Origin of the sequence: Sporosarcina sp. FSL K6-1508 (genome assembly GCF_038007465.1) — a bacterium.
Classification (GTDB): Bacteria; Bacillota; Bacilli; order Bacillales_A; family Planococcaceae; genus Sporosarcina; species Sporosarcina psychrophila_B.
This window is the reverse complement of the sequence record NZ_JBBOXF010000001.1, coordinates 2933123-2945570: the sequence shown is the minus strand read 5'-3', so window position 1 is coordinate 2945570 and position 12448 is coordinate 2933123. Positions and strand designations below refer to the sequence as shown.

11 protein-coding genes are annotated in these 12448 nt (G+C 40.1%); 1 reads left to right on the top strand and 10 read right to left on the bottom strand.

All coding sequences use genetic code 11. The features are described 5' to 3' along the window. Nucleotides 1–86 precede the first annotated feature (86 nt). The 7 genes from MKZ11_RS14700 to hemW form a co-directional block, all read right to left on the bottom strand. A complete protein-coding gene (locus MKZ11_RS14700; RefSeq protein ID WP_340795144.1) occupies nt 87–827 on the bottom strand; it encodes a 16S rRNA (uracil(1498)-N(3))-methyltransferase in 741 nt (246 codons plus the stop codon). Nucleotides 828–831: 4 nt separating this feature from the next. Beyond that, entirely contained in the window at nt 832–1776 is a 945-nt protein-coding gene (prmA, locus tag MKZ11_RS14695) for a 50S ribosomal protein L11 methyltransferase (RefSeq protein WP_340795143.1), read from the bottom strand. A gap of 15 nt (nt 1777–1791) precedes the next feature. Next, nucleotides 1792–2916, bottom strand: a complete 1125-nt coding sequence (gene dnaJ / locus MKZ11_RS14690) for a molecular chaperone DnaJ (RefSeq protein ID WP_340795142.1) — start codon at nt 2914–2916, stop codon at nt 1792–1794. A gap of 227 nt (nt 2917–3143) precedes the next feature. Beyond that, entirely contained in the window at nt 3144–4964 is a 1821-nt protein-coding gene (gene dnaK / locus MKZ11_RS14685; RefSeq protein ID WP_340795141.1) for a molecular chaperone DnaK, read from the bottom strand. A gap of 32 nt (nt 4965–4996) precedes the next feature. Next, complete coding sequence (gene grpE / locus MKZ11_RS14680; RefSeq protein ID WP_340795140.1) at nt 4997–5572, bottom strand: nucleotide exchange factor GrpE; 576 nt, start codon at nt 5570–5572, stop codon at nt 4997–4999. Then, nucleotides 5572–6624, bottom strand: a complete 1053-nt coding sequence (gene hrcA / locus MKZ11_RS14675) for a heat-inducible transcriptional repressor HrcA (RefSeq protein WP_340795139.1) — start codon at nt 6622–6624, stop codon at nt 5572–5574. Before hrcA ends, grpE begins: the two co-directional genes overlap by 1 nt. 95 nt (nt 6625–6719) lie before the next feature. Next, the gene (gene hemW / locus MKZ11_RS14670) at nt 6720–7853 is read right to left on the bottom strand and encodes a radical SAM family heme chaperone HemW (RefSeq protein ID WP_340795138.1); all 1134 of its coding nucleotides are present in this window, start codon (nt 7851–7853) and stop codon (nt 6720–6722) included. Nucleotides 7854–8406: 553 nt separating this feature from the next. Between hemW and norA the strand changes: the two genes are divergently transcribed. Next, nucleotides 8407–9570: a multidrug efflux MFS transporter NorA gene (gene norA, locus MKZ11_RS14665; RefSeq protein WP_340795137.1), complete on the top strand. Its 1164-nt coding sequence runs from the start codon at nt 8407–8409 to the stop codon at nt 9568–9570. A 170-nt stretch (nt 9571–9740) separates the two neighbouring features. Here the strand turns inward: norA and MKZ11_RS14660 are convergent, their stop codons facing one another. The 3 genes from MKZ11_RS14660 to MKZ11_RS14650 form a co-directional block, all read right to left on the bottom strand. Continuing rightward, nucleotides 9741–10292: a GNAT family N-acetyltransferase gene (locus MKZ11_RS14660; protein ID WP_340795136.1), complete on the bottom strand. Its 552-nt coding sequence runs from the start codon at nt 10290–10292 to the stop codon at nt 9741–9743. A 396-nt stretch (nt 10293–10688) separates the two neighbouring features. Further along, a complete protein-coding gene (locus MKZ11_RS14655) occupies nt 10689–11456 on the bottom strand; it encodes a nucleotidyltransferase domain-containing protein (RefSeq protein WP_340795135.1) in 768 nt (255 codons plus the stop codon). A gap of 194 nt (nt 11457–11650) precedes the next feature. Continuing rightward, the gene (locus MKZ11_RS14650) at nt 11651–12274 is read right to left on the bottom strand and encodes a hypothetical protein (RefSeq protein ID WP_340795134.1); all 624 of its coding nucleotides are present in this window, start codon (nt 12272–12274) and stop codon (nt 11651–11653) included. Nucleotides 12275–12448 lie beyond the last annotated feature (174 nt).

The window sequence follows — 12448 nt, the reverse complement described above, 5'->3', positions numbered from 1 at the left end:
GTGAAGTCATACGCTATCATGAACGAGTATACACACGCACAGCCCAATGTATGGAAAGCGACCGAAGACACAACTGCTCACCTCTTTCACTCAAATTCGTAAGACATTGCAGACAATAAATACAGTGGTGCCGTTTCTGTCCGCAGTATTCGCGGACCCAGCGCTATTGGTAGAAAACCTGCTAAACGTAGTGTTTCGGCTTCTAACCTAGACAATCCGCCTTCAGGTCCAAATACAACAAGTACCGTTTGTTCATGGTAGACGTTTTTCAGACGGTCCGCAATTTTATGCGGCTCCCCACTTTTTGCGTCTTCTTCATCCGCAAATAGAAGTACATCAAATTTTTCTGATTCTGCGATTAACTGCTTAAAAGAAAATGGAGTCCGCACTTCTGGGATAATCGTACGATGACATTGCTCTGCGGCCTCTTTAGCAATTTTACGAAGCCGTTCAACTTTTTTATCACCTTTTTTGTCATCCCATTTAACAATAGATCTTTCGGCTTGAAAAGGGAAAATCCCTGCCATACCAAGCTCTGTTCCTTTTTGAACGATTAAATCGAGTTTGTCGCCCTTTGGGAGGCCACAAGCAATCGTTACTTTAACAGGCATTTCGTTTGTCTGAAGGGGTTCCCCTTTGCGCTGAATTACAACGCCGTCAGGCAAAATTTCTATGATTTTCGAAACGAAAGCTTCACCTTTAGTAACTGCAACGACGTCATCATCAACTGTCATTCGCATAACACGCACGATATGTTTACCGTCATCTCCAGTAATTATTGCATTACCTTCTCCATTAAATGTAGATTGCAAAAAATAGCGTTGCAAACCGTTACACGCTCCTTTTTCGAGCGATAATAGCAACCCAATCTTCCATTAGAACGGATTCGACAATCTCAAAACCTTTGCTGATCAAATCTTCTTTAACAAGATCGCGTTTCTGTCCGATGATTCCCGAAACAATAAACAAGCCTTCTTCCGGCAAAATTGAATATGCATCCTGTGAAAAGGAGATGATAACTTCTGCAAGGATATTTGCAATGATAATTTCAGCTGGCTCTTTCACAGAATCCAATAGATTTCCATGCATTACTTTTACCGTTTCCTCAACATGATTCAGCGCAATATTTTCTTTAGCAGCTACAACTGCAACCTGATCCAAGTCAAGTGCATGGACACGCGATGCCCCAAGGAGGGCTGCTCCAATTGCCAGTACTCCCGAACCCGTTCCTACATCGACAACGGTGTCACTTGGCTTGACATACTTCTCAAGCGCTTGTAAACACATGACCGTTGTAGGATGGGTGCCCGTTCCAAACGCCATGCCTGGATCAAGTTCAATAATCAATTCATCTGATTCAACAGGTTCATATTCTTCCCATGTCGGTACAATCGTAAAACGGCCGGAAATTTTGACAGGATGGTAGTACTTTTTCCATGCAGTTGCCCAATCTTCCTCATCTACTTCATTTGTTTGAATCACATTTTGACCGGCGTTGATTCCAAATTCCGCCAATCCATTGATAGACTGATCAATGTCTTTCATCGTCTCGATAAGGAAGCTATTAACAGGCAAATATGCTTTTAAGATGACGCCATCTTTAGGGAAATCATTTTTGTCGAGTGCCCATATTTCACCATAACGGTCTTCGTGGATCCGATTAGGCTCTGCCGAATCTTCGATAACAACTCCACTTGCACCTGCTTCGTGTAAAATATTTGCTACTGCTTCAGTTGCTTCATGCGTCGTGTGAATAGAAACTTCCGACCACTTCAAATGAATTCATCCCTTTCAGTCGCCTTTAATTGAACGTTTGATTTTATCGAACAGTGAACTTGAATATTCATCAAGTGAGTCGCCGCTAATCGCTGCAAATTCACGCATCAGTTCCTTCTGTTTTTCAGTCATCTTCTTAGGCGTCAACACTTTCACAACTACGTGCTGATCTCCGATACCGCGACCATGGACGTTTTTAACGCCTTTGCCTTTCAAGCGGAATCGTGTTCCCGTTTGTGTGCCTGCTGGAATTTTCAAATTTACATTGCCGTGCACAGTCGGCACTTCAATTTCATCGCCGAGTGAAGCTTGCGGGAAGGAAAGGTTCAGTTCTAAATAGATGTCATCGTCTTCACGGATAAATTTCTCATGCTGTCTGACACGGAATACGATATACAAATCGCCCGCAGGTCCTCCGTTATGACCAGCTTCACCCTGTCCAGACACCCGAAGCTGTTGACCGTCATCGACCCCTTCAGGAATCGTGACTTTAATTTTCTTCTTGTTCGTCACTCTACCTGCACCATGGCAAGTTGAACACTTTTCAGGAATTATTTTACCAGTTCCTTGACAGTGCGGACATGCCCGGCGGTTGACCATTTGGCCAAGCGGCGTATTTTGTGTAACACTGATTTGCCCTGAACCACCACAATGTGTACACGTCTTAGGCGTAGTCCCTTTTTTGGCACCTGAGCCATCACACGTATCACATGTTTCTTCTTTCGGTATTTCAACTTCCGTTTCCTTGCCGAAAACAGCCTCCATGAAATCAATATTCATCGAATACTGTAAATCGTCTCCTTTTCTTGGGGCATTCGGATCACGTCGACGGGTATTTCCACCGAAAAACGTACTGAAGATATCATCGAAACCAAAGCCATCAGCTCCACTGCCACCACCGAAACCGCCAAATCCTTGATTAGGATCAGTATGGCCAAATTGGTCATAATTCGCTTTTTTCGAGTCATCGCTCAATATCTCATAAGCCTCGGTCACTTCTTTGAATTTCTCAACTGCATCATCCGCTTTGTTCAAGTCTGGATGGTATTTTTTCGAAAGCGAACGATATGCCTTCCTGATTTCATCTTTTGAAGCGGATTTTGACAATCCCAATACATCATAATAATCTCTTTTACTCATTATTTCACTCTCCCGAAATACTTTGGATATCGCCTATTGTATCATTAAATATTGAAAAGCGTAAGCGTATGGTTAGCCCCGAAATGTAGATGGGATGCAGTTCAATCCCTCTCCATTATATGATTCAAATCGTATGAAGTAAGGTGCTGAAATCTATATTGCACAATAAAAATCGGAAAAGCCAAAGCCGGAATATCGGACTTTGACTTTTCCGTCAACAATTACTCTTATTTATTTTCTTTGTCGTCTACTTCTTCAAAATCAGCGTCAACCACACCATCGTCCTGAGGTTCGCCTGCATTTTCAGCGCCTTCAGCCGCTGCTTGTTCATACAACTTCATAGTCATTTGTTGAACAATTTCATCCAGTTTTTCTTTCTTAGTACGAATTTCGTCAAAATCAGCTGCTTCAAGCGCAGTTTTCAACTCTTCTTTCGCTTCTTCGACACTTTTCACTTCTTCTTCGGAAACTTTTCCTTCGAGATCTTTTAATGTCTTTTCAGCCATGAATACAAGTTGATCTGCTTCGTTTTTCAAGTCCGCTTCTTCCTTACGCTTTTGGTCAGCTTCAGCGTTTGCTTCTGCATCTTTCACCATACGTTCGATTTCTTCGTCACTTAGACCTGAGCTTGCTTGAATTGTAATATTTTGTTCTTTTTGTGTACCAAGATCTTTCGCTTTAACTGTAACAATACCATTTTTATCAATATCAAATGTTACTTCGATTTGTGGAACGCCACGTGGTGCTGGCGGAATGTCAGTCAATTGGAAACGACCAAGCGTTTTGTTGTCCGCAGACATTGGACGCTCACCTTGCAATACATGAATGTCAACCGCTGGCTGGCTATCCGCCGCTGTTGAGAATACTTGTGATTTGCTTGTCGGAATTGTCGTGTTGCGTTCAATGAGTTTAGTGAATACGTTCCCCATCGTTTCAATACCAAGTGAAAGAGGTGTTACGTCTAGAAGAACAACGTCTGTAACGTCTCCGCTTAAGATTGATCCTTGAACAGCTGCACCAAGAGCAACTACTTCATCCGGATTAACGCCTTTATATGGCTCTTTACCCGTTTCTTTCTTGATTGCCTCTTGGACTGCTGGAATACGAGTCGATCCACCAACAAGAATTACTTTATCAATATCAGATGCAGCAAGCCCTGCGTCTTTCATTGCTTGACGTGTCGGTACCATTGAACGTTCAACAAGGTGAGCAGTCAATTCATCGAATTTCCCGCGTGACAATGAAATTTCAAGGTGAAGTGGACCTGCATCGCCTGCTGTTATGAATGGTAGCGAAATTTGTGATGTTGTTACACCTGAAAGATCTTTTTTCGCTTTTTCAGCAGCATCTTTTAAACGTTGCATCGCCATTTTGTCTTTTGACAAGTCAATTCCGTTGTCTTTCTTGAATTCCTGAACAAGATAGTCAATGATAACTTCATCAAAGTCGTCTCCGCCAAGTTTATTATCTCCGGCAGTTGATTTAACTTGGAAAACACCATCGCCAAGTTCAAGGATTGATACGTCGAACGTACCGCCTCCAAGGTCATACACTAGAATTGTTTCATCATCATCTGTTTTATCAAGACCATATGCAAGTGCTGCTGCAGTTGGCTCGTTGATGATCCGTTCTACTTCAAGACCAGCAATTTTACCAGCGTCCTGTGTCGCTTGACGTTGTGCATCGCTGAAGTAAGCAGGGACAGTAATAACCGCTTTTGTCACTTTTTCACCTAAATACTCTTCGGCATAGCCTTTCAAGTACTGAAGAATCATTGCAGAAACTTCTTGAGGTGTATATTCAGTGTCTTCCGCTTTCACTTTGAAATCCGATCCCATATGCCGTTTTACTGACATGATTGTGTTTGGATTTGTGATCGATTGGCGTTTCGCAACTTCTCCGACTTGACGCTCGCCGTTTTTGAACGCAACGACAGATGGTGTCGTACGGTTACCTTCCGGATTTGGAATAACTTTCGGCTCTCCGCCTTCATAAATTGCTACTACTGAGTTTGTTGTCCCTAAGTCAATACCGATAATTTTACTCATAATCAAATTCCTCCTATATATGTGCTACATTTTTATTCGTTTACTTTAACCATTGCTGGTCGAAGAACACGATCTTTCAACATATAACCAGCTTGCATTTGTTCAAGTACAATTCCCGATGGTTTGTCTTCATCTGACCCTGTCATAATCGCTTGGTGGAAATTCGGATCGAACTCTTGATCCAAGGCTTTGATTTCAACGAGTCCTTCATCTTCAAGGGCTTGAACGAATGTACGATAAATCATGTCTAATCCCGCCATCATCGTTTGCGCTTCTTCAGTTTTCGCTTCGACGGTAAGTGCCCGTGCAAAGTTATCAAGAACTGGAATCAGATTTGTAACGACACTTTGGGCGCGATACTTTTGCAGTGCTTCTTTATCAAGCGAAGCTCTTCTTTTGTAATTTTCATAATCTGCTAGAAGCCTGAGCCGCTTGTTTTCCTCTTCTTTCAGTTTTTCAGTTAGTTCTTGCACAATAGTGTCTTCCCCGTTTTCAACGAGTTCAATCTCTTCAATAATTTCATCTGGTTCGATTGTTTCGTTTGCATGTTCGGAAGTTTCTACTGCAACCTCTTCATTTTCTTCAATTTCATCGTTTACATTTGTCATTAGTCGTTCCTCCCTGCTGTTCCGCCGCCGATTGTCAGCCTTGCCAATTCTCTGGACAAATCACTACTCATTAAATCAAGCATCGTAATGACTCTTGCATAATCCATCCGTTTGGGACCGATGATGGCGATGGAACCCGTCATATTGTCGCCGGCCGAATACGTCGCTGTAATTACACTGCAATCTTCCATTGCATTGTGATTATTTTCAGAACCGATACGGACATGAATGCCTGTCATACCTTCCTGGAAAAACGTCATCGCTGGTGCACCTTTGTCCATTAGCTCGAAAAACGTTTTCATCTTGTGAATGTCATTGAATTCAGGTTGTTTCATCATGTTCATTTTACCGCCAAAATATAGGCGTTCCTCCGGTTCGATTGAAATCGCCCGTTGAAATGATGCAAACAAATCGCCTGCGTGATGAATATGACGTTCCAATACCGATTTCGTTTCCATGGCAAGTATCCTCTGAATATGGACTAGCGGAGTACCGATAAGCCGTTCATTCAGGATGTTCACCATTTTTTCGATATCTGATGCGGTGAAGCCTTCTGGAACATTGAATAACCTATTCTCAACACGACCGTTGTCCGTGACAATAATGGCTACAGCTGTCTTCTCATCCAATGGAACGATCGAAAAACGTTTCACCGCATGGGACGATGTATCGGGGCCGAGAAGAATTGACGTATAATTCGTCAAGTCGGACAAAATTGTTGCCGATTTGCGTATTAACTCTTCCGTCTCAACGATTTTTTCCCGAAATATCGAACGTAAGTGGATGCTGTCTTCTGTGTTCAGCTTTTCAGTCGATAATAGGTGGTCCACATAAAATCGATATCCTTTTTCGGATGGTATTCTGCCGGATGAAGTATGGGTTTTTTCGAGATAACCCATCTCTTCAAGGTCAGCCATTTCGTTCCGTATTGTCGCAGGACTAAATGGAGCTTCCGGCTTTTTGGATAGCTGCCTCGATCCGACAGGTTGTGCGGATTCGATGAAATCGTCAACCGTCAGTTGCAAAATTAGCAATTGTCTGTTCGTCAACATAGTCATCACTCCTGTTAGCACTCTATAACTGCGAGTGCTAATACTACTGATAATTTAACAAATACAGATCGAAGTGTCAACGGATTGACTCAAGATTATTTAAGAAATTGCTGGAACACATCGTTTCCTCTGTAAACACCACGATGCGTTAATTTGACCGCATCGTCCAATTGCTCAACAAGCCCATCTTTAATAAGAGAGTGCAGAGTTTCCCCGTATACATCTTCTAGCGATTTCCCGAACTTTTCTTGGAATAATGAGATGGATACTCCATTTGACTTGCGTAGTCCAAGAAACATTTCTTCTTCCATCGCTTCTGTTTCTGTCACTAGATGCGTCTGCTGCAATGGACGTTCTCCCACTGCTGTTTTCTCCATATATTTAGCAATCGGACCGATGTTGGAGTATCTTATTCCATTTACATACCCATGTGCACCCGCTCCGACACCTGCGTATGTTGCATTTTCCCAATAGATAAGATTATGGATTGATTCATGGCCTGGAATAGCAAAGTTACTAATTTCGTAACGCTTGCGTCCTTCACGTTCCATCTGCTCGATTAACAGTGTAAACATTTCCGTTTCAATATCTTCCCCCGGCAACGGCAATCTGCCTTTATTCATCAAATTATAAAAAACTGTTTTCGGCTCAACGATGAGTGAGTACCCAGAATAATGGGGAAGATCTAGGGAAAGCGCCTTATCAAGCGTATCTTGCCATTGCACGATTGTTTGCCCCGGCAAACCGTAAATTAGATCAATACTTATATTATCGAAACCAGCTTTTCTTGCTTCCCCGACAACACGTGTGGCGTCATTAGGACCATGCGTTCTGCCGATTTTCGTTAATAGTTCCGCGTCAAATGACTGGACCCCGATGCTCAGCCTGTCCACTCCGCCATTTTTTAGGACAAGTAGTTTGCCGTACGTCAGCTCGTCCGGATTTGCTTCTGTTGAGAACTCTTTCAATGAACTGACATCTACATATTCGTGGATAATCTCAAGCAGCCGTTCTAATTGTTTTTCAGACAGCGAAGTCGGCGTACCGCCCCCCAAGAAAACCGTTTCAACATCTTTGAATGAAATGCCTTCCTGCTGCATGATTGCTAGTTCCTGCCCCATTGATTCGATATATTCATCGACAGGCTGATTTTTGAAAAATACTTTATTGAAATCACAGTAATGACAAATTTGATGGCAAAACGGAATGTGGATATACATACCCCTCATACCGTCACTTCCTTCCTTTAGTTAGAAAATCGTAAACGCCTTATATAAGAGGCTTATGGCCCCTAGTTCTTAGACTTTGGAGTCCTTACACGGAAAAAAGAGGGCTCGACGCCCCCTTCTCCGTTTATTAATTCCTTTTTCATCACTAATACAGCCATAAGAGCATCTTGTTAATTAGGCTTACTAAATAGTATCATACAGTATTATGAAGTATCCTACAAACGTTGAGCTGATAAGTGTTTACGACGCTCTTTATTATCAATCATCACCGTGGATATTTACGTATAATTAGGTTTATTTGCGTATGTAGCTGAATACTTTTTTCATCCACTAATAGCCAATTTTCACTTAATGTCGTACCATATGTCTAGAAGATATCTATTAATGAAAGTGCTCATTTCTTTTTGTATAAGTACATGACATTCATTGAAAGTGCTAAAACAATTTAGCCCTGCATTCGGGTTATCGTCGTATCATTTCTCGTAACAATTTTCCTTTTTGAATCTGAGGAAGCGAAAGAAGTGTTTTATACCAACTTAGAGGAGATTTGTTTATGAAGAATCAAAAAGTCACATTGGCCATCTTACTAATGAATTTATTTATCGCTTTTCTCGGCATCGGCCTCGTTATTCCGGTACTTCCTACGATTATGAATGAGCTTAGGATCAGCGGTGAGGTCGTCGGGTATATGATGGCGGCATTCGCAATTACACAACTTATCGTCTCACCGTTTGCCGGGCGGTGGGCTGACAAATACGGTCGCAAAGTAATGATTGTAATCGGCCTATTTGTATTCGGTTTCTCAGAATTTTTGTTTGGATTCGGTAAATCAGTTGAAGTTTTATTTGTCTCGCGAATGCTCGGCGGAGTCAGTGCAGCATTTATTATGCCCGCTGTAACCGCCTTTATCGCAGATATTACAACGAACGCTACAAGACCAAAGGCAATTGGCTATATGTCTGCCGCTATTAGCACAGGTTTTATTATCGGGCCGGGGCTTGGTGGGTTTCTAGCTGAAATTGGCACTCGTATACCATTTTACTCAGCGGGTGTACTCGGAGCGCTTGCTGCGATTCTTTCATTTATCCTATTAAAAGAACCCGAACGCAGGGCTGAAGAAGCACCTCTTCCAGGACAAAAAACTGGATTTCGCCGTCTTTTCATACCGATGTATGCCATTGCGTTCATTTTAATTTTCGTGTTGTCGTTTGGTCTAGCGGCTTTTGAATCGTTCTTTAGTTTATTCGTCGACCACAAATTCGGCTTCACACCAAAAGATATCGCCATCGTCATTACAGGCAGCGCGATTGTCGGTGCTCTTGCACAGCTTTTACTATTTGATCGCCTGTCAAAAAGCATAGGTGAAATCAATCTTATTCGTTACAGCTTAGCTATATCAGCCATCCTTGTACTACTGATGACCTTCGTGAGCTCATACTTCACGATTTTACTAACTACATTCTTTCTTTTCGTTGGATTTGATTTGATTCGTCCAGCCATTACATCGTATCTATCGAAAATTGCGGGCAATGAACAAGGCTTTATCGGTGGCATGAACTCAACCTTCACAAGTATTGGCAATATTTTCGGCCCAATCGTTGGTGGTGTTTTATTCGACGTCGACTTAAACTACCCGTACTATTTTGCAGCAATCGTATTGGCACTCGGCACGATTATTGCGCTGTTCTGGAAGAAGCCAAAGCATGTAATTTTATAAAACAGAATCGACATTCGATATACAGGACATTTTCAGTAAAAAATAAACGTAAAAAATGGCGAGCAATCCAATGGAATGCTCGCCATTAATTTTATACACTTTACCAATGTACAAGCACATCCCACGATGCTGTATTCTGACCAAAAAAGTAGCTGCAATGACTCCAATCTTTACAAAAAATTGATTTCTTCTTTTATGATTGAGTACATATATAGATCATCGAATTTACCACAAGTAAATTCATATCGTCTTAGCAAACCCTCTCTTTTAAAGCCTTGCTTTTCTACTAGTTTTTGTGATGCTAGATTAGATGGTTCAATTAAAGCTTCAATTCTTTCTAGCTGAAAGTGATTATAACCATACTTAACAACGGCTTCCAATGCTTCACTGGCTATCCCTTTACCCCAGTATTCTTTGCTTAATTCATATCCAACTTCGGCCCGATAATGTTTACTTTGCCTATTAAGAAAACCGCAACTTCCTATAACCTCACCAGAATCTTTTAGTGTAATTCCCCATCTAATTCCCGTATCCTCTTCGAATATCGATTTATACCATTTAATTTCATCCCATACGTCTTTTACCGTTTGGCAAGGTACCAATCCCATCGGTTTCACAACATCTTTATCGGATAGATAGGTAAACATTTCAGTTGCATCCTCTGTTGTTACTTCTCTTAAAATCAATCTACTTGTTTCAATTATAGGAAATACTTTTTCCATAAAAATAACCTCCTTTTAAATTCCATTAATAGAACTAACAACAAGTATCCGATTCCGTTATTTATTCTTTTAAGTGATTCAATCATTATCTAATTAAAACCATTTATCAACTCTATTTTACTGATTGAAGCCTATAAACCTAGATAAAGGTGCTTTACATGTTGCCTAACAAAATAATCTGCTTAAATTTACACGGTCATTTCATTAGGGATAATTCGCCTCGCACATGTTCGTATTGCAAGCAAATAAAGACCGTCAGAAGATAATTTCCTGTTATCCAACTACTGTGCCTGTTTTCTCGCATAAGAGAAATACTCTCATTTACACGTAAAGGAATATCTATTTGTTGGACTATTATGTATTTCTATTATGACTTCTTCACTTTTCTCATAACATCTATTCATTTAAATATTTTATAACTTCACTCCAAAACAATGAGATTTTTTCAGGATTTTCCAATTCAGAAAATATCCATTCTTTTTCTTGTTTTAAAAATTCGCTAATTAAAATTGCTGCCTCTTTGTGAGTATCAACTGTATTTTTATTTAGTATTAGATTTAATTCATCAACAATTTCTTTGGACAAACACTTTTCGACCGTTTTCAAGCCTAATAGCGCTCTTTTTGGACAATACCGATACAGCAAAATAGATACTAAATATGTAAACGACAAATGCAATAAATGACAGCACCAAATATCATTTCTACGCTTCGAAGATTGCATATATTGATATAGAAACCAAATAACATCATCTACTGCGTCTACAAATTGATCATAAGATAAACTAAGTGACGAATGTTCATGGTAATCTTTCAATAAACCCTTTGGGTCATATAAAATACGTATTTCATCATTTTTATTTATAGTTTGCTGAGTAACTGTATATAAATCAATATGAGTAAAATCCTCATATACAGCTAAAATTTGTGGCGCAACAATAAAAATATTATCCAGAAAAATTAAATCCTTGTATTCCTTGAGATGCTGAATTCTTTGCGGTAAGAATTTTTCTAAATCTTCCTCGTTCACGAGGCAATATAAGTCAATATCAGAGTAAATATCATGTTCATTTCTAGCCATTGACCCTTTTAAAAATATCGCCTTTACTAGAGTGTTTTTCTTGAAACTTGAAACTAATATTTCTACAATTTGTTCCAAATTCATCGCCAAACCCACTTCCTCTATAATTCTGCCCTTTAGTTAAATAATAAATCTTAGTAACCCACCCGTTTTATATTCAACTGAAAACGGAATTGGTATTTTCCTCTATTTTAAAATAACCATTACTTTATATAAAATGCTACACTAGTGAGTATTTATATAAATTTTTAGTGGTCTATATTGAACTGATCCCGTCGTTAGTTCAAGAAGTAAATCTGTTTTGCGTATGACTCCCAATCTTTATCGTCAGTATTTATTTCAATTGTAGGAATGATTGAGTTTTCAGCTTGATTTCTATATTCTTGTTGTTGTTCTAGTAATAAATCACAAGCCACTTTCATTTCTTTTGTAGTTTTCCCAACCCATTCATCGGGATTTCTACTACTTATTCTTCGCTCTATATTATTGGAAGATACAGTTAACAATGTGCATCTTGCTCCCATCCCAAACAATTCGGCTTCTAATTGCTTGATTTCGTCTGATATATGATGCGAGAATGCTACCCGATGATTTAAATGAAACCTTTCCAATATAAAGAATAGACCTTTTGAACGTGGGGATGATTGGCTAATTTCCCTTGCCCAATTGTTTAACTTTTTCAACATCATAACTCTTTCATTTAAGAGTCGTAAGTGCTCCTCACGACTCAACCATTTTAGTTCATCATTTACTTTGTATAATACTTGCGAATAATGTTCACTGAGAATAATGACACTGCGTTCCGCCTCATCACATGCCTGAAGTTGTTTCAATGATTTTAAGACTGAAGTTTTTCCAGCATTCGAATAGCCTTCTAGGATTATTCCTCTAAATCGACTCATTTGCTCCCCCCCCTAAATTACTGCTGTTTCTAATTAAAGAACGGCAAGCGCCATTATTGTTATTTCAGTAATGCACCCGTTAGCCACACATCGCCTCTGAAGCAGCCACAGTCTATTCAAAGAGCACTCGAATGTTTCATGCCTGGGGTAATGGCTATAGATATTGTCCACTGC

Excerpts from the sequence above, each read along its gene's own strand:
- hemW (WP_340795138.1), bottom strand. The coding sequence starts at position 7,853 with ATGAGGGGTATGTATATCCACATTCCGTTTTGCCATCAAATTTGTCAT.
- MKZ11_RS14660 (WP_340795136.1), bottom strand. The coding sequence starts at position 10,292 with ATGGAAAAAGTATTTCCTATAATTGAAACAAGTAGATTGATTTTAAGA.
- hrcA (WP_340795139.1), bottom strand. The coding sequence starts at position 6,624 with ATGTTGACGAACAGACAATTGCTAATTTTGCAACTGACGGTTGACGAT.
- MKZ11_RS14650 (WP_340795134.1), bottom strand. The coding sequence starts at position 12,274 with ATGAGTCGATTTAGAGGAATAATCCTAGAAGGCTATTCGAATGCTGGA.
- norA (WP_340795137.1), top strand. The coding sequence starts at position 8,407 with ATGAAGAATCAAAAAGTCACATTGGCCATCTTACTAATGAATTTATTT.
- MKZ11_RS14655 (WP_340795135.1), bottom strand. The coding sequence starts at position 11,456 with ATGAATTTGGAACAAATTGTAGAAATATTAGTTTCAAGTTTCAAGAAA.
- grpE (WP_340795140.1), bottom strand. The coding sequence starts at position 5,572 with ATGACAAATGTAAACGATGAAATTGAAGAAAATGAAGAGGTTGCAGTA.
- dnaK (WP_340795141.1), bottom strand. The coding sequence starts at position 4,964 with ATGAGTAAAATTATCGGTATTGACTTAGGGACAACAAACTCAGTAGTA.
- dnaJ (WP_340795142.1), bottom strand. The coding sequence starts at position 2,916 with ATGAGTAAAAGAGATTATTATGATGTATTGGGATTGTCAAAATCCGCT.